This window comes from Acidovorax benzenivorans, from assembly GCF_028680575.1.
Taxonomy (GTDB): Bacteria; Pseudomonadota; Gammaproteobacteria; order Burkholderiales; family Burkholderiaceae_C; genus Acidovorax; species Acidovorax benzenivorans.
Genome location: NZ_JAPCKI010000004.1, coordinates 305419 through 326757, shown reverse-complemented (window position 1 = coordinate 326757; position 21339 = coordinate 305419). Strand labels below are relative to the sequence as shown.

The following is a 21339-nucleotide window of genomic DNA, read 5'->3' as shown; positions in this document are numbered from 1 at the left end:
CGCGCAGAGCGTGCGCTGCTCGTCGCCAAGTCTGGGTTTTGTCCTACAGACTCGCGCCGGGATGCCTCTAAGGTTGTTTGTGTGAGTTTTTCACATTCTTCGGGATGCTCCCTGGTCCCGCAGCCGCCAACATCTCACCAAAGAGGCCACCCCATGAAAACACATCCTTGTTTCCGCACCGTCCTGTGTGCACTGTCCATCGCCAGCCTTGCCGCCTGCGGGGGCGGTGGTGGAGGTGGTGAACCCAGCGGAAACGGCACGTTGCGCCTGGCGATGACGGATGCCCCCAGCTGCGGTTATTCGGCCGTGAATGTCACGGTCGAGAAAGTGCGTGTCCACCAAAGCAGCAGTGCTTCGGACAATGATGCGGGCTGGTCCGAGGTCGTGCTGAACCCGGCGCGCAGGGTGGACCTGCTGACGCTTACGAACGGTGTGCTCATGGAGCTGGGGCAGGTGCCGCTGCCTGCAGGAAAGTACACGCAATTGCGGCTCGTGCTGGCCAGTAACACAGGGGCGCAGCCGCTGACCAATTCGGTGGTTCCCACCGGGGCATCGGAAGTCGCGCTGAAAACACCGAGCGGGCAGCAATCAGGCGTCAAGACGAATGTGAATATCGACGTGGGCGCCAATCAGATGGCCGACTTCGTTCTGGACTTCGATGCCTGCAAGTCGGTGGTGGCTGCTGGTGCTTCGGGTCAGTATCTTCTCAAACCCGTGGTGTCGGTGATCCCGCGCTTCGTTTCCGGGGTGCAGGGTTATGTGGAACCAGGCACGGACACCAGCGTGTCCCTGCAGTTCAATGGCGAACTGGTGCGTGCCACCACCCCCGACAGCGCGGGCAAGTTCCTGCTTCAGCCGGTGGCCCCGGGCAACTACACGCTGGTCGTCGTGGGTGCGGGGCGCACCACCACGGTGATCACGGGGGTGCCGGTGGCCGCCGAGACAGTGACTTCCGTGAGCGCGGGCGCCGCGCCCTTGAGCCTGCAGCCGTCTCCGGTCGCGACGGTGAAGGGCACCGCCCCGGTGGACACCATAGTGCGGGTGCTCCAGCCCTTGTCGGCGGGGGGCACGATCGAAGTGGCCGGCCGGGGCGTTGACGGGGTGACAGGGGCTTACGGCTTCACGGTACCTACCCTTGCGCCGCGGGTCGCTCCTTATGCCGCGCCAGGCACCAGCCTGGTGTTTGCCGCCGACTCTGCGGCGGCAGGGCGCTATGCTGTTCAGGCCCGCCTGGGTGGTTTTGCCGACAAGACGCGGACACTGCCTGTTCTGACGGAGGGCGCTGTACAAACCACGGACTTCACCTTCCCCTGACACTGCGGGCGCGAGTGCGCCGCCCTGCCTGCAATGAATGGCACCAGGGCGGCCTTTCAGGCGGGTGGTGCACGCAGGCCGTCGCGCCCTGGTGCCAACCGGCCGGGGCGATGATGTCAAGGCTGCGCCAAAAGGTCCTTCCGGTCGCCGGAAAACCAGGCGGCCAAAAAATCCGCCAGCGCCCGCGTCTTGGCCGACAGGTCGCTGCGGGTGGGGTACACCAGCGTCACATCCGCCGCAGGCAAGGCCCAGGCGGGCAGCACGCGCTGCAGGCGGCCGGCGGCCAGGTGAGCTGCCACGTCCCATTCGGAGCGCATCAACACGCCGTGGCCCTCCAGCGCCCAGGTGGTGGCGGCTGCGCCATCGTTGGTGCTCAGCATGCCGCGCACTTTCACCGTCTCCTGGCGCTCGCCCTGGCGCAGATGCCAGGTGCCGTAGGTCTCATCGCTTTCGCGGATCACGATGCACTGGTGGGCCAGCAGGTCGGCGGGCTGCACGGGCTCGCCTGCCTGGGCGAGGTAGGCGGGCGATGCGCACAGCAGGCGCTGGTTGGCGAACAGTCTGCGGGCCGTGAGGCGTGAGTCCGGCAGGTCACCAAAACGGACGGCGGCGTCAAAGCCTTGTTCCACCAGATTCACGGGCCGGTCGGTCAGGTGCAATTGCACTTCCACCTCGGGGTAGGCGCGTGCAAAAGCCGACAGCGCGGGGGCAATGTGCATCCGGCCAAAACCCAGCGTGGCTGCCAGCTTGATGAGTCCGCGTGGCGAACTGCGCGCACCGGCCACCGTGCGCTCCAGCGCATCGAGGTCGCCAAGGATGCGCGTGCCGTCGAGCAGGTAGGTCTCCCCCTCGGGCGTCAGGCTCATGCGCCGCGTGGTGCGGCGCAGCAGCCGTACGCCCAGCCGCCGTTCCAACTGCGCCAGGCGCCGGCTGGCGGCCGGCGCAGTGATGCCCATCTGCTGCGCGGCAGCCGCCAGGCTGCCTTCCTTCATCAGCAGTGCAAAGAACCGCAAGTCTGAAAAAGCGTCCATGGGTCTGCAAGCAATTAGTGTGTTTGGTTTACGAATGAAGTAATTTTGAATGACTTTATGTGAATGCGGAACACTCATAAGATGCCCGGCTGGAGCAAGAAATGCCGCAGTGGGCCAAGCTCATCAAGGAGCGCGGCATCACTGCAGAGCGAGCAGACCTGCGCCGAAATACCCACCTACATCCATGACCACGACTCCGCTTTTCCCCGGTTTTGCCTCCCACCAACTGCCCACGCCAGACGGGCAGCACATCCACGCGCTCGTCGGTGGAGCTGGCCCGGCCCTGCTGCTGCTGCACGGGCACCCGCAGACCTCGGCCATCTGGCACAAGGTGGCGCCAAAGCTGGCGCAGCATTTCACGCTGGTGCTGGCGGACCTGCGTGGGTATGGCGATTCGGCGAAGCCCGAAGGCGACGCGGAGCACCTTCTCTACAGCAAACGCACCATGGCCGCCGACATGCTGGCTGTGATGCAGCACCTGGGCCACTCGCGCTTCACCGTGCTGGCCCATGACCGGGGCGCCCGCGTGGCGCACCGCCTGGCGGCCGACCACCCGGCGGCCGTGTTGCGCATGGTGTTGCTGGACATCGCCCCCACGCTGGCCATGTACGAGCAGGCCAGCAATGCGTTTGCCCGTGCCTACTGGCACTGGTTCTTCCTGATCCAGCCCGCGCCGCTGCCCGAACGCCTGATCGAGGCCGACCCCGCAGCCTACGTGCGCGACGTGATGGGCCGACGCAGTGCGGGTCTGGCCCCGTTTGATGTGCGCGCATTGGCCGAGTACGTGCGCTGCCTGGCCTTGCCCGGCACGGCCCATGGCATCTGCGAGGACTACCGTGCCTCTGCGGGCATCGACCTGGTGCACGACCGTGCCGACCGCGATGCGGGCCGCCAACTACCCATGCCGCTGCTGGCGCTGTGGGGCGAGCAAGGCGTAGTGCACCAATGCTTTGAGCCACTGGCTGAATGGCAACGCGTGGCGGCCGACGTGCGCGGCCATGCACTGCCTTGCGGCCACTACATCGCCGAGGAGGCCCCTGATGCTCTGCTCGATGCGGCGCTGCCCTTCCTGCTGGCCGACCGATAAGGCAGCACCCAACGACAACCCCCGACGCTGACCATGACCACTCCCTCAACGCTCTATCAGAAGCTGGTCGCATCGCACACCGTGGCCGTTCTCGATGAACAGAACGTGCTGCTCTTTTGCGACCTGCACCTGATGAACGAATACACCAGCCCCCAGGCCTTCGCGGGCCTGCACGAGGCCGGGCGCGGTGTGCCCGTGCCGGGGCAGAACGTGGCGGTGGTGAGCCACATCATCCCCACGCACCCAGTGCGCCAACGGGTCATTCAAGACCCACCTTCGGCGCTGCAGGCCAGCAACCTCAAGGCCAATTGCGACCGCCACGGCATCCCGCTGTTCGACACCAACGACCCGCTGCAGGGCATCGAGCACGTGATCGCGCCTGAGCACGGCATGGTGCGCCCGGGCATGGTCATCATCTGCGGCGACAGCCACACCACCACCTACGGCGCCTTGGGCGCACTGGGCTTTGGCATCGGTACCTCGGAGGTAGAGTATGTGCTGGCCACGCAAACCCTGGTCTACCGCCGGGCCCGGGACATGCGCATCCGCGTGGACGGTGCGTTGCCCCTGGGCACCACCGCCAAGGACCTGATCCTTCTCATCATCAGCCGCCTCGGCGCGCAGGGCGCACGCGGCTATGTGGTGGAGTTCTGCGGTAGCGCCATCAGCGCCCTGTCGGTGGAGGCGCGCTTTACGCTGTGCAACATGGCCGTGGAAGCCGGTGCGCGTGGCGCCTTGATTGCACCCGACGCCACCGCCATCGACTACGTGCTGGCCAAAGCCCCCGACATCACCGGCGGCGTGCGCACGCAGGCCCTGGCGCACTGGGCCACGCTGCGCAGTGATGAAGGCGCAGTGTTCGACGTGGAGCATGTGTTTGATGCGGCCGAAGTGGCCCCCTTCGTCACCTGGGGCACCAGCCCCGACCAGGCCATGGCCATCCACGCCACCGTGCCCCGGCCCGAAGACATGACCGACGCCGTGCAGCGCAGCAGCGCCGAGCAGGCCCTGCGCTACACCGCGCTGGCAGCAGGCCAGCCGCTGGCGGGCGTGCCTGTGCAGCATGTGTTCATCGGCTCGTGCACCAACGCCCGCATCGAGGATTTGCGCGAGGTGGACCGCGTCGTCGGCAGCCGCCGCGTGGCGCACGGTGTGCGCGCCATGGTCGTGCCTGGCTCGGGTGCGGTGAAGGCCCAGGCCGAGGCCGAGGGCATTGCCGCGCGCCTGGTGGCCGCAGGCTTCGAGTGGCGCCAGCCCGGCTGCTCCATGTGCCTGGCCATGAACGACGACGTGCTGGCGCCCGGCCAGCGCTGCGCCTCCACCACCAACCGCAACTTTGAAGGCCGCCAGGGCCGGGGTGCCATCACGCACCTGATGAGCCCGGCCATGGCCGCAGCCGCCGCCGTCACCGGCTGCATCACCGACGTCCGCAGCCTGGAGACCGCAGCATGACCACCGACAAACACACTGCCGACCACCGCGTGATTCACGGCCAAGCCGCCGTGCTGGCCACGCCCAACCTCGACACCGACCAGATCATGCCCAAGCAGTTTCTGCGGGGCATTGACAAGGCGGGGCTGGCGCCCGGCCTGCTGTACGACCTGCGCTTTGATGGCGCGGGGCAGCCGCGAGCAGACTTTGTGCTGAACCAACCCGCATTTGCCAGTGCGGATGTGCTCATTGCCGGGGCCAATTTTGGTTGTGGCTCCAGCCGCGAGCACGCCGTGTGGGGCATGCAGCAATACGGATTCAAGGCGGTGGTGGCTTCGAGCTTTGGCGAGATTTTTTACTCCAACGCCCTCAATAACCGCCTGCTGCTGGCCATGGTGGACGAGGCCGACGTGCAGGCCTTTGTGGCAGAGGCCGCCGCGCAGCCTGGCCCGCTGTCGCTCTCGATCGATGTGTCGCAGCGCGTGGTGCGCAGCCCGGGGCACAGCGCGGGCTTTGTGCTGTCTGACCGGCACCAGCGCATGTTTGTGCAGGGGCTCGATGTGATCGGCGCCTCGCTGACCTACGCTGAGCAGATCCGCGCATTTGCAGACCAGCACTGGGCTGCCCAGCCCTGGGTGCGCGATGTGGCCCGGCGCACCCGGGATCGGCTGGCAGGTTAACCCCGCCCCCGAAAAGGTCGTAAACAGGTTCTGTGCAGCGCCTTACTTGCCCGCTGCAGGCTTGGCTTCTGCCAGGGCCGCCTGGGTCTTTTTGTGGACCTCCATCACCGTGGCAAAGTCACGCTCGAAGTTGATGGGCAGCATGGTGTCGTTGCCCGGCAGCAGCTGCTTGAGCTTGGGCGAGAAGCTGTAGGCGTACGAGCATTTCTGCACGCGGTTTTGCACATCGGGCGACGCCGTCTTGCCCAGCGTCCAGGTCTCGGTCATGAAGGGCGCGCTTTCCCACAGGGTGCGAATGCTCGATCCCTTCACATCACCCTTGAGCACCATGCGCTGGTACAGGTCGCTGGCCACGGCGGCTGCGGGATAAAAGCCGTGCATCACGCCCGTCACCGAGCGTTCGTGTCCGTTGGAGAACACCACTTCGTAGTTCTTGTCCGGCACCAGACCAATGGCCGGGAACAGCGCGCGCGGCGCCAGGTTGCCCGAGTTGGAGGTGGGCGTGGAGTGGGCAATCTTCTTGCCGATCAGGTCCTTGGGTTCCTTGAAGGGGCTGTCCACCCGCGCAATCAGGATGAGGTGGTAGGAGTTGCGCTTGCCCGATGCCTTGTTGCCCGGCACGGCAAACGGCGTGGGCTGGCCTGCGGCCACCAGTTGCGGCACCAGTCCGGGGTTGACCTGGGCCAGTTGCACCTTGCCCGACGTGATGCCTTCGATCAGCTCTTTTTCGCCCAGCAGGTCGATGTTGGAGCTGCGCTCCAGCGACTCGCCTTGCTGGTTCTGCAAGTCCAGGTTGCCGCAGCGTGCCAGGTGGTTGAAGTAGTCGCCCCACAGCAGCATGGTTTCGGCCTTGGCGTAGGTCTTGGGCATGGCCACCACGAGCTTCTCACGGGGGCTGCTGGCAAAGTTGGGGGCCGGGCTGGCGGCTGCGGCACGGGCCTGGGCGGCTGCGTTGTTGTTCTGTGCTGTGGCAGTGCCCAGCACCGCAGTCGCGCCTGCCAAAAGCACCACCCAGCGTGCATCACGTCGCATGTTGTTCCTTCCTGTATGTGTGAGGCCTGGGCCGACGGCGCCAAGCCGACAAAGTATGCAGGAGGATGGTTGTCTAAACGTAAATTTAGTGACGGTTGTGTGACGGTGCTGCGACAAAGCAAGGTCGGTGCAGGCCTGTAACAGACCTTTACTGGGCCTGTCCGGCGGTGCTTCAGCGCTTCTTTTTCTTGTGGCTCGGGTGCTACGCCACCTTGGCGGAGGCGCCCAGGGCGGCGCGCGCCAGGGCGTCGGCGGCGCTGTTGCGGTGGCGCGGAATCCACTGCAGCTGCACGCTGTTAAAGCGCGCCAGACAGGCGCGTGCGCTGTCAAACAGTTCGGCCAGCCGGGCGATGGGCGCGGGGGCGCGCTTGTTCAATAGGGGTGGTTGCAGTTGTTCGATGAGGCGGCTGCTGTCGCTGCACACCGCCACGGCCCGTGCACCCAAGGCATGGGCTTGCTGCAGCGCGGCGATCAGGGCGCGCAGTTCGGCCTCGTTGTTGCAGCCCACCAGGCTGCTGGTGAGCGACAGGCTGTGTTGCTGCCCATCGGGGGCCAGCAGGGTGGCCCCCAGCCCCATGCGGGCGGATTTGGCGCAGTGCTTTGGGGGCAGCGCTGGCTCAGCGGTAAAACGCTTCGACCGTGCCCTTGAGCTTGATCATCACGGGCTGGCCCTTGCGGTCCACCGTCTTGCCCGAAGGCACTTTGACCCAGCCTTCGCTGATGCAGTATTCCTGCACATCAAAACGCTCTTTGCCATTGAAGCGGATGCCGATGTCGTGTTCGAACACAGCGGCGTTGTGGTGGGGGCTGCGTGGGTCCGACGAGAGGTGGTCGGGCAGGGCGGGGGCGGCGGTCGCTTCGGTCAAGGGGGCGGGATGGAGAGAAATGCTAAGGGGCGAGATTTTCGCGGATGTGCGGGCCGGTGTGCGGGGCTTGCCTTGCCAGTCTGCGGGGTTTCAGGCCTTTGGGCAGGCGCGAGGTGGGGCACGCGGGCTGTCTGTGCTGCGTAATTTTGAATAAAAATAGCCCGTAGCGCTTTATTGGTAAGCGCTAAATGCTATTTATTTGATAGCGTTTTCCGTTGCGTGCCTCCATCCAATCGAGGCTTGCGCGCCACCACCCATTCGTACAGCGACTGCGCGGCGGCCGACAGGCTTTGGTCGCGCCGACGTACCAGGTAAATCTGCCGCTGCAGACCGGGCAGCGGGAAAGGGCGCGTGACCACCCCCGGCTGCTGAAAGTGAAACAGAGTGAGCGCGGGCACCACGCTGATACCCAGGCCCGCCCGCACCATGCCGGTGACGGTGGCCAGTTGCTCTACCTCCATCAAGGTGTGCATGCCCTGGGGGTGAAAGGCGGCCTCCAGGTACTGGCGCACGCTGCTGTTGCGCGCCAGGTGGATGAAGGGGTAAGTGGCCAGGTCGGCCACGGCCAGCGGCTTTTTGCGCCGCGCCAGCGGGTGGGCGTCGGGGCACACCAGGTAAAAGGCATCGCTGCAAAACGGCTCGGCTTGCAGCGCGGGTGTGTCAGCGCGGATGGCGGCCAGGGCGAAGTCGGCCGTGCCGCTGGCCACGCGGTCAATGCAGGGCTCGGACAGCACATCGGCAATGTCCACCGCAATGCCGGGGTGGGCCTGCTGGTAGCCGGCCAGCACCTGCGGCAGCCAGCCCGCCGCCAGCGAGGGCAGCAGCGCCACGGCCACGCGGCCGCGTTGCAGCGTCACGGCATCGCGCAGGGCCGCCACGGCAGCGCGCATCTCGCCGCGAATGCGGTGGGCGGATTCGAGAAAGTTCGCCCCCTCGGGCGTCAGGTCCACATGCCGCGTGCTGCGGTCAAACAGGCGCGCGCCCAGCTCGTCCTCCAGCGCCTTGATCAGCGCGCTGAACGCGGGCTGCGACAGATTGCACTGCACGGCCGCGCGGGTAAAGCTGCGGTGTTCGGCCAGCGCCACAAAGGCATCGAGCTGGCGGGCGGAAAGCGCGGGGTTCTCATTCATTTGTTTTGTAGATGGATTGATTGAAACAATCGATTTCACAGAATAGCGCAGCCTGCGTACATTGCACTGCAGGAGACAGCGACTGATGTCACAACACATTCCCCATCTGCGCATTGGCTGCGCGGCAGGCTTTTCGGGCGACCGCACCGATGCCGCTGCGCCCGTGGTGCAGGCCCTTATCGCCAGCGGCCAACCCGCTGTGCTGATTTTTGAAACCCTGGCCGAGCGCACCCTGGCCCTGGCCCAGCTGGCACGCCGCACCCAGCCCGATGCGGGCTACGAACCCCTGCTGGTGGACTTGCTGCAGCCGGTGCTGGCCGACTGCCTGGCGCACGGCGTGCGCATCGTCAGCAACTTTGGCGCCGCCAACCCCGCCGGGGCAGCACGGCGCATTCACCAACTGGCGGCAGAGCTGGGCCTGCGCGCCCCGCGCATTGCCGTGGTGCAGGGCGACGACCTGAGCGGCCCCCACCACCGCGCCTTGCTCGAACGTGCCCTGGGCCTTGCGATGCCCTCCGAGCCCATCGTCAGCGCCAACGCCTACATCGGCGCACAGGCTATTGCCGATGCGCTGCGCGCCGGGGCTGACATCGTGGTGTGCGGCCGCGTGGCCGACCCATCGCTGGTGCTGGGCCCGGCCATGGCGCACTACGGCTGGGCGGCTGACGACTGGGACCGCCTGGCTCGCGCCACCATGGCAGGCCATTTGCTCGAATGCGGCGCGCAAGTCACCGGCGGCTACTTTGCTGACCCTGACTACAAGGATGTGGCGGGCTTGGCGCAACTGGGCTACCCCATCGCCGAGATTGACGCCGACGGCCACTGCACCATCACCAAGCCACCCGGCACGGGCGGCTGCATCACCGAACGCACGGTGAAGGAACAGCTGCTGTACGAGCTGCACGACCCGGCGGCCTACCTCACGCCCGATGTGGTGGCCGACATCACCGCCGCGCAGGTGATGCCCGTGGGGCCCGACGCCGTGCGGCTGGAAGACGTGCGCGGCCATCCGCAGCCGCCTACGCTCAAAGTGAATGTGTGCTTTGAATCCGGCTGGTTTGCCGAAGGCGAAATCTCTTACGCAGGCCCGCGTGCCGAAGCCCGTGCCCGCCTGGCGGGCGAGGTGCTGCGCGAGCGCTTGCACGGCCTGGGCCCGCTGCGCATCGACCTGATTGGCGTGACCAGCGTCTTTGGCGACGACACCAGCCGCTGGCTGGACGACCCCGCAGCGGGCGATGCCCGCAATGACCCCCGCGACGTGCGCCTGCGCGTGGCCCTGCAGCACCGCGACCACGCCAGCGCCCAGCGCCTGGTGCGCGAGGTGACGGCGCTTTACACCTGCGGCCCCGCAGGCGGCGGCGGTGTGCGCACCGCCATGCGCCCGCGCCTGGGCACCGTGTCGTGCCTAGTGCCGCGCGAGGCCGTGGCCGTGCGTTTTGAGATGGTGGATTGAGGAGCACACACACCATGACAAGCACCATCACTGTTCCGCTCTACCGCCTGGCCCACAGCCGCACCGGCGACAAAGGCAACCGCTCCAACATCAGCGTCATCGCCTGGCACCCCGCGCTGTGGGGTGTGCTGGTCGATCAGGTCACCGAGGCCGCCGTGGCGCAGCAGTTTGCACAGCGCCGGCCGCACCAGGTCACGCGCTACCTGCTGCCACAACTGCAGGCCATGAACATCGTGCTGGACGACGTGCTCGACGGCGGCGTGAACGATTCGCTCAATCTCGACAGTCACGGCAAGGCGCTGAGCTACCTGCTGCTGGACATGCCCGTTCAAGTGCCTGCCGTGCTGGCGCAGTACCTCGGCGGGCCGCCGCCGTAGCGGTCGTTTCTTTTTTTCTACTTCCCGATTCCTTTCCGCCTTTTATACCTACACACAAGGAGACAACATGAACCCATTCACGTCGCTGATGAACCCCGGCCGCCGCCATGCCATGGCCGCTGCCGTGCTGGCGTTGGGCGCTTTGCACGGCACGGCTGCCCAGGCGCAGGTGCCTGCTTACCCGACCAAGGCCATCACGTTTGTCGTGCCCTTCGCCGCAGGCAGCGCCACCGACCAGTTGGCACGCGCGCTGGGCCAGTCCATCACCAACGACACCAAGCAGCCCGTGGTCATCGACAACAAGGCCGGCGCCAGCGGCATGATCGCCGCGTCGGCCGTGGCCAAGTCGGCGGCCGATGGCTACAGCGTGCTCATCACCACCAACACCACGCACGCCGCCAACGAGCACCTGTACAAGAAGCTCTCGTACGACCCGGTGAAGGACTTTGCCCCCGTCACCGGCCTGGGCAAGGGGGGGCAGGTGCTGGTGGTCAACGCCAGCGCGCCGTACAAGAACGTGGGCGAGCTGCTGGCCTTTGCCAAGAAGAACCCCGGCAAGCTCAGCTTTGGCAGCGGTAGCTCATCGAGCCGCATGGCGGGCGAGATGCTCAAGCAGCTGGCGGCCGTGGACATCCTGCATGTGCCCTACAAGAGCAACCCGCTGGCCATCACCGACCTGCTGGGCGGGCAGATCGATCTGATGATCACTGATACCTCCACAGGCGTACCGCAGGTCAAGGCGGGCAAGCTGCGCGCGCTGGGCTACTCCACGCAAAAGCGCAGCACCCAGCTGCCCGACGTGCCCACCATCGACGAAGCCGGTGTGAAGGGCTACGACATGGGCTACTGGTTTGCAGCCTACGTGCCAGCGGGCACGCCCGCGCTGGTGGTGACGCGCCTGAACGAGCTGCTGACCGCCGCCACCAAGAGCGCTGCGGCCAAGAGCTTCTTCGAGAACGCAGGCTCCGAGGCGTGGACCACATCGCCCGATGAGCTGGCCAAGTTCCAGGCTACCGAAACGCAGAAGTGGGGCAAGGTGATCAAGGCCGCTGGCATCGAGGCGGAGTAGGTCGCCGATCTGGCCGCTGGGTTATCAACGCGCTCTGTGCCGGGTATTGCTCCCTCTCCCCTCGCGGGAGAGGGCGGGGGAGAGGGGGCTTTTCTTCCGGGCGCCGCGCCCCATGCTCCCCCCTCTCCCCAACCCTCTCCCACCAGGGGAGTGCCAGCGCGCTCTCAAAGTGTTGTGAAAATCAAGCCAAATAGGCCTCTATCGCCTGATGGAAAAGCGCTAGAAGCTATCAAATTTGTAGTAATTCAGCCGAGGCGACCATCCCTCACCACGGCACCCCTGCAAACCGGGCCACCAAAAAATCCAGCAACGCCCGCACCGCAGGCGACAAGTGCCGGCGCGACGGGTACAGCGCATAGATCGTCATCACCGGCAAGTCCCAGCCCGGCAGCACGGCCTGCAACTCGCCGCTGTGCAGGTAGGGGTTGACCAGATACGTCGGCTGCATCGCAATGCCGCCGCCCGCCAACGCCGCGCGCATCAGCGTGGTGGCCTCGTTGGCGCTGAAATGGCCGCTCACGCCCACGCGTTCCACCACATCGCCGCGCGTCAGCTGCCACACGCTTTTGCCAAAGTTGGCATAGCTCAGGCACCGGTGCTGCGCCAGGTCGGGAGGTTGCTGCGGCACGCCGTGCGCGGCCAGGTAGGCGGGCGACGCCACCAGGGCCGAATCGCAGCGGGCCAGTGGCCGGCCGATGAGCAGCGGGTCGGGTTCGGCGCTGATGCGGATGGCCAGGTCGATGCGCTTTTCCACCAGGTTCAGTGATCCTTCGCTCGCGTCCAGGTCGATCTTGAGCTGCGGGTGTTGCGCCAGAAAGTCCGCAATCGCCGCGCCCATCTGCGCAAACGCAAACGACACGCTGCAGGTCAGCCGGAGCTGGCCGCGCAGCGCGCCCTCGGTGGTGGTGGCTGTTTCTTCTTCCAGGTCTTGCGACAGCGCCAACATCTGCTGGCAGCGGCGCAGCGCGTGTTCGCCCGCGTCGGTCAGCGTCACGCTGCGGGTGGTGCGCTGCAGCAGCCGCGCCTGCAGCCACTGCTCCATCTCGCCCACATAGCGCGTGACCATGGCCCGCGACATCTCCAGTTTGTCGGCCGTGGCGCTAAAGCTGCCGCTGGTGGCGACCTCGGCAAACACATGCATGGCGGTCAGGCGGTCCATAAGGGGCTATTTGATCGATTGATGAAACAAATATGCGCGAATTATCGGGTTTATTGGATCGATTGGCGCAAATAAACTTCATTCCGTCATCTGCACCACCGCTCAACACACCGGAGAAACCACCATGTTCCGCACCACCCTCATCGCCGCCACCCTCGCCGTTGCCTTCACCGGCGCCCAGGCCGCCCAGCCCCTGCAGGTCAAGGTTTACAACGCCGACGGCAACAGCTTCAACGTCAACTCCACCCTGGTGTATGGCGAGAAGGAGGCCATGGTTATCGACGCTGGCTTTACCCGTGCCGACGCGCTGCGCATTGCCGCCAACGTGCTCGACACCGGCAAAGAGCTCAAGACCATCTACGTGAGCCAGGCCGACCCCGACTACTACTTTGGCGTCGAGACGCTGAAAGAAATCTTCCCCAAGGCCGACGTGGTGACCACGCCCGCCGTGCTGGAGAAGATCAACGCCAAGCTGGCTGGCAAGCTCGCCTTCTGGGGCCCCAAGATGGGCGCCAACGCACCGCGCACGCCCGTGCTGCCCAAGGCGATTGCTGGCAACACGCTGAGCGTGGACGGCCAGACGGTCGAGATCCGCGGCACCACCGGCCTGCTGGCGCACCGCCCGTATGCGTGGATTCCGTCCATCAAGGCCGTGGTGGGCACCATCGGCGTGTTTGGCACCAACACCCATGTGTGGACGGCCGACACGCAAACGGTGGCCGAACGCAGCGCCTGGGTGGCCCAGCTCGACGAAATGGCCGCGTTGCAGCCCACCGTGGTGGTGCCCGGCCACATGCCCGCCGGCGGCGCGCTGGATGCCGCCAACATCAGCTACACCAAGGGCTACCTGCAAGCGTTTGAGAAGAATGCCGCCGCCACCAAGACGAGCGCCGAACTCATCGACGCGATGAAAAAGGCCTACCCCGCAGCGCCCATGGGCCTGTCGCTGGACATCGGTGCCAAGGTCAACAAGGGCGAGATGAAGTGGTAAGGGCTGTCAAAGCAAGTTGTTGAAAGGAACCAGATCGTGACCACGCACCCGCTCCAACAAGTCCTGCAGCACCTGCACGCCGGGCGCTGGAACGCGGCGCACGATCTGGTGCAACACGACGGCTCCATGCTCGCCGCCTGGCTGCACGGCATCCTGCACCTGCAAGAGGGCGACCTGGAAGACGCCGAAAACTGGTACGACCGCGCCGCCCGCCATTTCCGCAGCCGGGGCACGCTGGCCGAAGAGATTGCAGCGTTTGAAGCCGCGCTGGCCGCAAACATGGCCCAGGCTCCACCCGCAGCGGCACCGGCCGCATCCACACCGCCTGATCCTGAAGATTCTGAAGAGAGACCCTGATCCATGCCCTCCACGCCTACCGTCACCGTGACGTACCTGTTCGACCCCCTGTGCGGCTGGTGCTACGCCGCCGCACCCGTGCTGGCCCGCTTGCAAGCCACGCCCGGCGTGCAGGTGGTGCTGGCGCCCACGGGCTTGTTTGCAGGCGCAGGCGCCCGGCCCATGGACGCGCAATTTGCGGCCTACGCCTGGTCCAACGACCAGCGCATCGCGCAGCTCACCGGCCAGCCGTTCAGCCAGGCCTACCGCGAGCAGGTGCTGGGCCAGCCGGCCGGGCGTTTTGACTCGGGCCCTGCCACGTTGGCCCTCACCGCCGTGGCGCAGACCGAGCCCGCGCGCGAGCTGGAGGCACTGCACGCCTTTCAGCACGCACGTTATGTGGACGGGCGCGACACCACGGCGCCCACCGTGCTGGCCGATGTGCTGAGCGCCCTGGGCCTGCATGCAGCCGCAGAGTTGGTGCGCGAGCCCACCGATGCCCTGCGCGCTGCCATGCTGCAGCGCGTGGCCGCCGCCCGTGCCGACATGCAAGCCCTGGGTGCGCAAGGCGTGCCACAGCTGGCAGTGGGCGACGCCGCCACCGGCCGCCGCCGCGCGCTGGGCAGCCAGGCCCTGCACGGCAACTTCGACGCATTGCTGAAGCAGGTGGCCCAGGCCTGAGCGGCGCTGCAGGGGCTGGACCACGGGCTGCGCTGGCGCCCGCGCTGCAAACTGCAGCCAGGCTTGCGCCATGTCTTCAAGCCCCGTGGTCCGCCACGGGTACCCACACCACGGTGTGGTCCGCGCACTCCACATCGCCAGGCGGCTGCCAGAGGTCGCTGGCCAGCTCAAAGATATGCGGCGGCACCACCATCGAAAACGTTGTGCCCTGTTCAGCGTTGCGCCGCAACACGCGCTCGCGCCGCACATCGCGCGGTGCGTCCAGCACATACACCACCATGGCATCGGCCCATGGCCCCATGCGGGCGTAAAACGCATTGCGCTGGTGCTGCTGGATCAGGCCCACCTCCAGCACCACATCGCCACCCGCGTTCAGCACGGCCTCGGCCGTCTTCCAGATCTGCGCCAGGCAGCGCAGCGTGCGGGGCACGTACCAGGCCATGACGTCCGCTGTATCGGGCCGGTCTGGCGAAAACAGCGTGGCCATCCAGTCGTCCAGGTTGAGCGGCACAGCGCGGTGCTGCTGCACCAACTGGCGCACAAAGGTGGACTTGCCCGCACCCACGGGCCCGATGACCAGGTGGATGCGGGGGGAGGGGACGGCGGCGCCTGCTGTGGCGGTGTGTGCGGAAGTGGTATGCATCAAAAAGGGCTCCAGAAATGCAAAAAGCCCTCTCTGCAAGCAGGGAGAGCCTTCAATGCGATGGACCAAAAAGAAAAGCCCTCAGCGGTGGTGGAGGGCTTTGCGGTTCGCTCTGGCTCCAAGGCCAGATGCGACATGGGCAGTGTAGGCGGCGGGTGCAGGCTGCGTCAACCTTGTGCCTGGCCTGTGCGTGACGCTAAGGAGGGGGCCTTGTACTTCGCTATTTCTTTGCCCCAGCACCAGCGTCTGTTGCGCTCCTGCTCACCTGCTGCCGGTCGCAAGCCAGCTGTGTCGCGGCGGGCAGGTCCGCAAAGCAGCCGCCCCCAGCATCACGTCTACGCTGTTTTGGTCGTTGTTGGCGCCATGAGAAATCTCCTTGAGCGAGTGGCACCCGAGCACCCTCCGCACATGTAAATCGGCTGGCAGCTGCGCCAGCGTTACTTCGTCAAGGCGCGTCAGCAGCACTTCTCCGGCAGTTTGACTTGTGTCTTGCCATCTACAGATGGCCCAGAGCAAACAGCGTGGCGATCTGCGCTGCGTTCTTCTTGCGCCGCAGTAGCGCACCTTCACATATCTGAACTGTGCTTGAGCGCCCGGAAGGGACGCCCACTCTGCCTAGGGAGCCGTCAGCTCTATGGCATCGAGGCATTCGCGCTTGAACTCATTGCTTGAGGTTCAGGCTTGTTCAGGCATATCGCTCAGGGATTCGTGCAGAGGACCGTTAGGCCTCCTGCGATCAGCTTGGAAAGTGCACCGCCGCGAGTTGCCTCAGCGTTGTCTCCGCTACAGGTTGTTTTGCCGCGAGCAGCCACAATGCATATGCTGGCGGTGGCTGGCGCTTTCCTGCGCATGCGGAAAATCCTGCGGCTTTGAACGTTTGCATGAGGCTATTGAGGGTGAACCCGGTGCGATGTGCCATGTACAGGTTGCCAAGCGCGAGTGCGGGCCTGTGGCCGTAGAGAATATCTAATGGAGTAATGGGGCCTGCCGGTGATTGGTAGGCAGGCTGCATGAGCTTATCTTGAGCTACCAAATCGGCGACGGCCTGAAGATCGGGGCAGGTGATGATGGCGAAGCCTTCCGGCTTGAGTACCCGCAGGAATTCAGCCAACGCGGCCGGTACTTCATGCGGATACAAATGTTCGATGTTGTGCGATGAATAGATGGCATCTACCGACCCATCAGCCACGGCCCGCATGTCTGTCATGCTGCCCACGATGTCTGGCGCGACTGCAGGATCAATGTCCAGCCGCAATTCTGTCCACTCGGGCGTATTCAGTGCACGCGTGGTACGTACTTTGGTGTTTTGGCCGCAGCCGACATGCAGGAAAATAGGCATGGAAAATAGGAAGTCTGGTTTCAGAGAGGGGCGCTCAGAAGACGGGACAGCAAATTGATCTGTGCGGGCAAGCAGGTGCGTTGCAGATCGAGGTTTGCAACGACATGCGAGCGCGCGGCACTGCGTAGTCTGCGAAGCTCTTCGCGCTGTTCAATGGCTTGTGCGATCGTATTGGCAAGTGCCTGCGGATCAAAGAAATCGACCAAAAGGCCGTTCTCTCCATGCCGTATGTGTTCTTGCACAGGTGCCGTGTCCGAGGCAACGATCAGGCAACCGACGCTCATGGCCTCCATCAGGGACCAGCTGAGCACGAAAGGGTAGGTCAGGTAGGCGTGGACCGTGGACACCTGCATTAATTGGGTCAGCGTCGCGTGCGGAAGCTTGCCGACAAAGTGCACCCGTCGGTGGTCGATGCGGTTGGCCACCTCATCGTGGAAGACCTTGCGCCAGGTAGTGCCTGCGGGGGCTGCTGCACCATAGCTGGCGCCGCTACCCCCGACGATGATGACATGCGCCTTGGGGCGCTGCGCTAGCAGTTCTGGCAAGGCTCGCATGAAGATGTGATAGCCACGATACGGCTCCAACTCCCGGACTGCGAAGGTCACGATCTCGTCCTGCGCAGTGAGGCGGATGCCGGCGTTGCGCAATGAAATGAACGCCTGGGCAGCGGGTGCAAAGCGTTCCGTATCAATGCCATCATGAATGACCTCAATATGCTCACGCAGCGCCTGTGGGTGCCTGTCGCGCTGGAACAAGGTAGGCGACAACCCACAGTCGGCATGCGTGAGGGCGTGCATCAGATGCAGATTCTTGGTGTGCAGTCGCCGTTGGTCGCCTTCCGTGGACCGGCTGAACTCAGGATCGAAGTGCGAATCGCCGCCGTTGGCTTGGTAGAAATACTCGGCATAGACAAGCAGCTTGGTTTCGGGGAATACGTCCTTGATATAAAAGGCTTCTCCCCATCCAGAGTGGGCATAGACCAGATCTGGAGTGAAACCACTGCGCTGCAGCGCCTGGAGTGCGCGGGCCACGGATATGCCTCGCTCCATCTTTTTGTGAAGCTCGTACAAGGCCGTGGTGTCCGGGTCGCTGGAGGCCACTACAGGTGTGAACTGGGGGCGGTGCAATACCACCTTGACTCCGAGCGTATCGCCGGATGGCTGGTTGATGCCCAAGGCAACAACCTCATGTCCACGGGCAGCGAGCGCGGGCGCCAGGTACTTGAACTGGCCAGGAAAATTCTGGTGGATGAACAGGATGCGCATGCACTCATTGTGCCGATCTGCGGCCTTTCCAGAGGTCGCAGTTGCAGCTTTTAGAAGGACTTGGCAACAACACAGCGATGTCGCGCCGTGCACAACAGAGCCAGCATGAACAAAACGCCCAGCGCCACCAGCACACACAAGTAGGGCAGCGCAGCTGACAACGGCGCCCCCAACTGGTTGAGCCGTAGCGACGCCTGCACGCCCGAGGTGCTGGGCAGCAGCCAGCGCAGCCACTGCAGCGGCTGTGGTAGCGCCTCCACTGGCCAGGAGAAACCGGCCACGAATGCGATGGGCAAGGTGGTCCACAGCAGCACCTGCAGCGCGCGTTCACGGTTGCCCATCCACAGGCCCAGCAACGCACCCAGCGCCGCGATGGCCGGGATGTAGCAGGCCAGCAGCGCCAGCGCGCCCAGTGGGTTGCCGCCGCGCGGGTAGTCGTGCAGCACAAAGATCCAGCCAAAGTAAAAGAGGCCACTGGCCCAGCCCAGCGTGCACAGCGCCAGCAGGCGGCCCAGCCAGGTGGTGGTGGTGGTGGTGGCGCGGTGTTGCCCGCTTTCCACCCAGGTGCCGGTGAGCATCGCAGCGCCCATCAACAGGGTCTGCTGCAGGATGAGCAGTGCCACGGCGGGCACCACAAAGCTGCCGTAGCCTTCGGTGGGGTTGAACAGCGCGACCATCTGCAGCTGCACCGGCGCGCGGCTGGCGCGGGCCTGCGGGGCGCTCTGGCCGCTGGCCTGCAGCTTGCGGATCTCGACCCCCGCCGACACCGTGCCCACTGCCTCGGCAAAACCGTATTGCACGGCCTTGTTCAACAGCGCATAGGCGCCGTTGGCCTCAATGCTGACCACGGCGCTTTCGCCCCGCACCACGCTGCGCTTGAGATTCTGCGGAATGAGTGCATAGCCTTCGATCTCGCCGCGCCACAGCGCCTCCTGCGCCTCGCGTTCGCTGGCGGTGACCATGCGCACTTCGATGCGCGGGTCGGCATCGGCAAGCCGGGTGATCTGGCGCGAGAGGCTGGTGTGGTCCCTGTCCACCACGGCCACGGGCACGCGGGTGAGTACCTCGTCGGTATAGAACCAGGGGTAGAAAAAACCGTAGAGCACGGGCGCGCCGATGAGCAGCAACAGCACGCCCTTGTCGCGCAGCACGGTGGCCAGCGCTTGCAGCCAGGCCCGTAGCAGGCCCTGGGGTGGCGGTGTCACCACCGGCATGGGTTTCATGGTGGTGTTCATCAGCGGCCTCCCCACGTGTCTGGGCGGCGGTGGGTCAGGGTGAGCGCGGTGGCACCCACCAGCCATAGCGCGGCGGTGGCGACCAGCAGTGCCACCATGGTCGAGACGCTGGTGGCCAGCGGCGCGCCCATCTGCAGCTGCTCAATCTGCAGGCGGATGTAGTGGGTGTAGGGCATGGCCTCGGCCCAGGCTCGGGCACTGCCGGGCATGCCCGCCAGCGGAAACGCCACGCCGCTGAATGCAAACGCAGGCGCTGCAAAAAAGCCCGCGCCCGACAAGGCAGTACGCAACGACCGTGTGATGCCCGCCAGCGCAGCACCCGCTGTCAGCGACACGGCCATCAACAGCGCCAGCGCCCCCGCTACCCACCACAGGTTGCCCGGTGAGTGCCAGCCCCGGCCCCAGGTGATGCCCACCAGCGCCAGCAGACCTACTAGCGTGAGCGCCGCCCAGGGAAGGGCCAGCTTGCCGACCAGCGCGCCCGCAGTGCGCATCCAGCCCCCTGCGCCCAGCCATTCGCCCAGCGTGCGGTCGCGCAACTCGCGCCCCACGGTCCAGGCACCGGCCGTCATGGCCAGGATGTGCAGCAGGGCAGGGATGAGCGCCGCACCCAGAAACTGCTCGTAGTTGCTCGACACGTTGAACAGCGCCACCATCTGCGTGTGGATGGGCTCCATGCTCACCTGCACGGCCTGGGCGCTTTCGCCGCGCTTGTTGCGCGCGGCCATCTCGATGCCAGCCGACAAGGTGCCCACAGCGGCGCGCACATCGCGTTGCAGCAGGCCTGAATGGGTAGACATCTGCGCGTTGTGCTGCAGCGTGACCTGCGCAGCGTGGCCTTCTTTCACGGTGCGCGCAAAGTCGCGGGGGATGGTGACCACGGCATACACATCCACCCCGCGCAGCGCGCGCTCGGCCTCGGCTGTGCTGGTGAAGTGCTGCGTGATCTGCACGCCCGGCGTGGCGTCCAGCATGCGCACCAACTGGCGCGACAGGCTGGAGTGGTCGTCATCGACCACACCCACGGCCAAGTGGCGCGGCAGACCGGCCGAGAAGATCCACCACAGCAGAGCCACACCCAGCAAAGGCACCCAGGTGACCATGGCCAGGTCCCACGGGTCGGCCGCCAGGCGGCGGGCCTCGCGGTGAAAGCTGTTTACTATTGAATTCATAGCTGCTCGCGCTTATCCGATAAGCGCTAGAGGCACTTTTTATCCAAATGTCTGTACATCAGGTGCATTTCACTGCACCAATACGGTCATGCCGGGGCGTGCGCCTTGGATGGGGTCCGCCGGGCGCGCGCGCACTTCAAAGGTGCGGGCGTCAAAGCCCTGGCCTGCCCGTGTTGCGCGCCAGGTGGCAAAGTCGGGCAGCGCAGCCGTGTGGTAGACCTTGAACTTCACGGTTTTGCCGCCCAGCGCTGGCAGCGTTGCGTCGAACTCGTTGCCAATGGCAAAGCGTTGCAGGCGGTCCTCGCGCACGTTCAGCACCACCCACTGATCCTTCAGGTCTACCACCGTGACCACGGCCACCCCCTGGGGCGACAGCTCGCCCGTGCGGGCCAGCACCTTGGCCACTTCGCCCGCCACGGGGCTCTTGAGCTCGGTCTCGGCCTGGGCCGCCTGCACCTCGGCGACCACGCCAGCCACCTGGCGCGCCTGGGCGCTGGCGGCGGATCGGTCTTCGGTGCGGGCACCGGCGCGGGCCAGGTCGTACTGCGCCTTGGCGGCCAGCGCCTGGTCGCGCGAGGCCTTGAAGTTGGCCTCGGCCTCGTCGCGTTTTTGCGCGGCCACCAGGCCCTCACGGGCCAGGCCGTCCACGCGTTTGAAGGACGACTCGGCCAAGTCGGCGGCGGCCACGGCGCGCTGCCAGTTCAGGCGGGCCATCTCAATCTCTTGCGGGCGCGCGCCGTGCTGGGCCTTGTCGGCCACGGCCTGCGCGGCCTCTTGCGCTGCCGTGGCCTGGGCCAGCTTGGCGGTGACCTCGGGGCTGTCCATGCGGATCAGCGGCGCGCCCACGGTGATCTGATCGCCTTCCTTCACCAGGATCTGCGCGATGCGCGCGGTGACCTTGGGGGCGATGTCGGCTTCTTGCGCTTCGATCTGGCCCTGGAACACCTCGGGCGCGGGCTGCGAGGCCTTCCATAGGCCAAATCCCACAAAGCCTGCCACGGCCACGAAGGCCACTGCGCCGACGGCTGCTGTTTTCTTGCTCATGCTC

At 65.7% G+C, this 21339-nt stretch carries 22 protein-coding genes; 10 read left to right on the top strand and 12 right to left on the bottom strand.

Annotation, left to right across the window (positions count from 1 at the left end):
• Positions 1-153 precede the first annotated feature (153 nt).
• Entirely contained in the window at positions 154-1314 is a 1161-nt protein-coding gene (locus tag OIN59_RS09650; protein ID WP_274109616.1) for a DUF4382 domain-containing protein, read from the top strand.
• A gap of 116 nt (positions 1315-1430) precedes the next feature.
• On the opposite strand, the gene OIN59_RS09645 is transcribed toward OIN59_RS09650, so the two are convergent.
• The gene (locus OIN59_RS09645; protein ID WP_274109614.1) at positions 1431-2345 is read right to left on the bottom strand and encodes a LysR substrate-binding domain-containing protein; all 915 of its coding nucleotides are present in this window, start codon (positions 2343-2345) and stop codon (positions 1431-1433) included.
• A gap of 184 nt (positions 2346-2529) precedes the next feature.
• Between OIN59_RS09645 and OIN59_RS09640 the strand changes: the two genes are divergently transcribed.
• The 3 genes from OIN59_RS09640 to leuD are packed head-to-tail and all read left to right on the top strand — an operon-like array spanning position 2530 to position 5543.
• The gene (locus OIN59_RS09640) at positions 2530-3432 is read left to right on the top strand and encodes an alpha/beta fold hydrolase (RefSeq protein ID WP_274109612.1); all 903 of its coding nucleotides are present in this window, start codon (positions 2530-2532) and stop codon (positions 3430-3432) included.
• Between the two features lie 33 nt (positions 3433-3465).
• Complete coding sequence (gene leuC / locus OIN59_RS09635) at positions 3466-4884, top strand: 3-isopropylmalate dehydratase large subunit (RefSeq protein WP_274109611.1); 1419 nt, start codon at positions 3466-3468, stop codon at positions 4882-4884.
• Positions 4881-5543, top strand: a complete 663-nt coding sequence (gene leuD, locus OIN59_RS09630) for a 3-isopropylmalate dehydratase small subunit (protein ID WP_274109610.1) — start codon at positions 4881-4883, stop codon at positions 5541-5543. The genes leuC and leuD overlap by 4 nt, the downstream gene beginning before the upstream one ends.
• Before the next feature lie 42 nt (positions 5544-5585).
• On the opposite strand, the gene OIN59_RS09625 is transcribed toward leuD, so the two are convergent.
• The 4 genes from OIN59_RS09625 to OIN59_RS09610 form a co-directional block, all read right to left on the bottom strand.
• Positions 5586-6575 (bottom strand): PhnD/SsuA/transferrin family substrate-binding protein, encoded by a 990-nt coding sequence (locus OIN59_RS09625; RefSeq protein WP_274109609.1) that lies wholly within the window; start codon positions 6573-6575, stop codon positions 5586-5588.
• Between the two features lie 202 nt (positions 6576-6777).
• The gene (locus OIN59_RS09620; protein WP_274109608.1) at positions 6778-7152 is read right to left on the bottom strand and encodes a reverse transcriptase-like protein; all 375 of its coding nucleotides are present in this window, start codon (positions 7150-7152) and stop codon (positions 6778-6780) included.
• A gap of 40 nt (positions 7153-7192) precedes the next feature.
• Entirely contained in the window at positions 7193-7441 is a 249-nt protein-coding gene (locus OIN59_RS09615) for a DUF3297 family protein (protein WP_099656036.1), read from the bottom strand.
• Positions 7442-7632: 191 nt separating this feature from the next.
• Positions 7633-8571, bottom strand: coding sequence for a LysR family transcriptional regulator (locus tag OIN59_RS09610; RefSeq protein WP_274109607.1), 939 nt, complete (start codon positions 8569-8571; stop codon positions 7633-7635).
• A gap of 85 nt (positions 8572-8656) precedes the next feature.
• On the opposite strand from OIN59_RS09610, the gene OIN59_RS09605 reads away from it, so the two are divergent.
• The 3 genes from OIN59_RS09605 (at position 8657) to OIN59_RS09595 (ending at position 11470) form a co-directional block, all read left to right on the top strand.
• Entirely contained in the window at positions 8657-10024 is a 1368-nt protein-coding gene (locus OIN59_RS09605; RefSeq protein ID WP_274109606.1) for an acyclic terpene utilization AtuA family protein, read from the top strand.
• A 14-nt stretch (positions 10025-10038) separates the two neighbouring features.
• A complete protein-coding gene (locus tag OIN59_RS09600) occupies positions 10039-10401 on the top strand; it encodes an AtuA-related protein (protein ID WP_274109605.1) in 363 nt (120 codons plus the stop codon).
• Between the two features lie 67 nt (positions 10402-10468).
• Positions 10469-11470, top strand: coding sequence for a Bug family tripartite tricarboxylate transporter substrate binding protein (locus OIN59_RS09595; protein WP_407655081.1), 1002 nt, complete (start codon positions 10469-10471; stop codon positions 11468-11470).
• 265 nt (positions 11471-11735) lie between these two features.
• On the opposite strand, the gene OIN59_RS09590 is transcribed toward OIN59_RS09595, so the two are convergent.
• Positions 11736-12629, bottom strand: coding sequence for a LysR family transcriptional regulator (locus OIN59_RS09590; RefSeq protein ID WP_274109603.1), 894 nt, complete (start codon positions 12627-12629; stop codon positions 11736-11738).
• A 124-nt stretch (positions 12630-12753) separates the two neighbouring features.
• On the opposite strand from OIN59_RS09590, the gene OIN59_RS09585 reads away from it, so the two are divergent.
• Genes OIN59_RS09585 through OIN59_RS09575 form a run of 3 tightly spaced genes read left to right on the top strand, consistent with a single transcriptional unit; the run spans position 12754 to position 14637 of the window.
• Positions 12754-13620, top strand: a complete 867-nt coding sequence (locus OIN59_RS09585) for an MBL fold metallo-hydrolase (RefSeq protein WP_228894821.1) — start codon at positions 12754-12756, stop codon at positions 13618-13620.
• 36 nt (positions 13621-13656) lie between these two features.
• Positions 13657-13977 carry a hypothetical protein gene (locus tag OIN59_RS09580; RefSeq protein WP_407655080.1) on the top strand — a complete coding sequence of 107 codons (321 nt, stop codon included), beginning with the start codon at positions 13657-13659 and terminating at the stop codon, positions 13975-13977.
• A gap of 3 nt (positions 13978-13980) precedes the next feature.
• Positions 13981-14637 (top strand): DsbA family protein, encoded by a 657-nt coding sequence (locus OIN59_RS09575; protein WP_274109601.1) that lies wholly within the window; start codon positions 13981-13983, stop codon positions 14635-14637.
• 76 nt (positions 14638-14713) lie between these two features.
• Here OIN59_RS09575 and OIN59_RS09570 read toward each other — a convergent pair whose 3' ends face one another.
• The 6 genes from OIN59_RS09570 to OIN59_RS09545 form a co-directional block, all read right to left on the bottom strand.
• Positions 14714-15280: an AAA family ATPase gene (locus tag OIN59_RS09570; RefSeq protein WP_274109599.1), complete on the bottom strand. Its 567-nt coding sequence runs from the start codon at positions 15278-15280 to the stop codon at positions 14714-14716.
• A 736-nt stretch (positions 15281-16016) separates the two neighbouring features.
• On the bottom strand, positions 16017-16619 hold the full coding sequence (locus OIN59_RS09565) for a class I SAM-dependent methyltransferase (RefSeq protein ID WP_274109596.1): 603 nt from the start codon (positions 16617-16619) through the stop codon (positions 16017-16019).
• 20 nt (positions 16620-16639) lie between these two features.
• Entirely contained in the window at positions 16640-17884 is a 1245-nt protein-coding gene (locus OIN59_RS09560; protein ID WP_274109594.1) for a glycosyltransferase, read from the bottom strand.
• A 50-nt stretch (positions 17885-17934) separates the two neighbouring features.
• Entirely contained in the window at positions 17935-19119 is a 1185-nt protein-coding gene (locus OIN59_RS09555; RefSeq protein ID WP_274109592.1) for an ABC transporter permease, read from the bottom strand.
• On the bottom strand, positions 19119-20291 hold the full coding sequence (locus OIN59_RS09550; RefSeq protein ID WP_274109590.1) for an ABC transporter permease: 1173 nt from the start codon (positions 20289-20291) through the stop codon (positions 19119-19121). The genes OIN59_RS09555 and OIN59_RS09550 overlap by 1 nt, the downstream gene beginning before the upstream one ends.
• A gap of 69 nt (positions 20292-20360) precedes the next feature.
• A complete protein-coding gene (locus OIN59_RS09545; protein WP_274109588.1) occupies positions 20361-21335 on the bottom strand; it encodes an HlyD family secretion protein in 975 nt (324 codons plus the stop codon).
• Between the last annotated feature and the right edge of the window lie 4 nt (positions 21336-21339).

Excerpts from the sequence above, each read along its gene's own strand:
- OIN59_RS09570 (WP_274109599.1), bottom strand. The coding sequence starts at position 15,280 with ATGCATACCACTTCCGCACACACCGCCACAGCAGGCGCCGCCGTCCCC.
- OIN59_RS09650 (WP_274109616.1), top strand. The coding sequence starts at position 154 with ATGAAAACACATCCTTGTTTCCGCACCGTCCTGTGTGCACTGTCCATC.
- OIN59_RS09645 (WP_274109614.1), bottom strand. The coding sequence starts at position 2,345 with ATGGACGCTTTTTCAGACTTGCGGTTCTTTGCACTGCTGATGAAGGAA.
- OIN59_RS09595 (WP_407655081.1), top strand. The coding sequence starts at position 10,469 with ATGAACCCATTCACGTCGCTGATGAACCCCGGCCGCCGCCATGCCATG.
- OIN59_RS09575 (WP_274109601.1), top strand. The coding sequence starts at position 13,981 with ATGCCCTCCACGCCTACCGTCACCGTGACGTACCTGTTCGACCCCCTG.
- OIN59_RS09585 (WP_228894821.1), top strand. The coding sequence starts at position 12,754 with ATGTTCCGCACCACCCTCATCGCCGCCACCCTCGCCGTTGCCTTCACC.
- OIN59_RS09610 (WP_274109607.1), bottom strand. The coding sequence starts at position 8,571 with ATGAATGAGAACCCCGCGCTTTCCGCCCGCCAGCTCGATGCCTTTGTG.
- OIN59_RS09550 (WP_274109590.1), bottom strand. The coding sequence starts at position 20,291 with ATGAATTCAATAGTAAACAGCTTTCACCGCGAGGCCCGCCGCCTGGCG.
- OIN59_RS09620 (WP_274109608.1), bottom strand. The coding sequence starts at position 7,152 with ATGGGGCTGGGGGCCACCCTGCTGGCCCCCGATGGGCAGCAACACAGC.
- OIN59_RS09600 (WP_274109605.1), top strand. The coding sequence starts at position 10,039 with ATGACAAGCACCATCACTGTTCCGCTCTACCGCCTGGCCCACAGCCGC.
- OIN59_RS09555 (WP_274109592.1), bottom strand. The coding sequence starts at position 19,119 with ATGAACACCACCATGAAACCCATGCCGGTGGTGACACCGCCACCCCAG.
- OIN59_RS09545 (WP_274109588.1), bottom strand. The coding sequence starts at position 21,335 with ATGAGCAAGAAAACAGCAGCCGTCGGCGCAGTGGCCTTCGTGGCCGTG.
- OIN59_RS09560 (WP_274109594.1), bottom strand. The coding sequence starts at position 17,884 with ATGCGCATCCTGTTCATCCACCAGAATTTTCCTGGCCAGTTCAAGTAC.
- OIN59_RS09605 (WP_274109606.1), top strand. The coding sequence starts at position 8,657 with ATGTCACAACACATTCCCCATCTGCGCATTGGCTGCGCGGCAGGCTTT.
- OIN59_RS09565 (WP_274109596.1), bottom strand. The coding sequence starts at position 16,619 with ATGCCTATTTTCCTGCATGTCGGCTGCGGCCAAAACACCAAAGTACGT.
- OIN59_RS09625 (WP_274109609.1), bottom strand. The coding sequence starts at position 6,575 with ATGCGACGTGATGCACGCTGGGTGGTGCTTTTGGCAGGCGCGACTGCG.
- OIN59_RS09640 (WP_274109612.1), top strand. The coding sequence starts at position 2,530 with ATGACCACGACTCCGCTTTTCCCCGGTTTTGCCTCCCACCAACTGCCC.
- leuC (WP_274109611.1), top strand. The coding sequence starts at position 3,466 with ATGACCACTCCCTCAACGCTCTATCAGAAGCTGGTCGCATCGCACACC.
- OIN59_RS09590 (WP_274109603.1), bottom strand. The coding sequence starts at position 12,629 with ATGGACCGCCTGACCGCCATGCATGTGTTTGCCGAGGTCGCCACCAGC.
- leuD (WP_274109610.1), top strand. The coding sequence starts at position 4,881 with ATGACCACCGACAAACACACTGCCGACCACCGCGTGATTCACGGCCAA.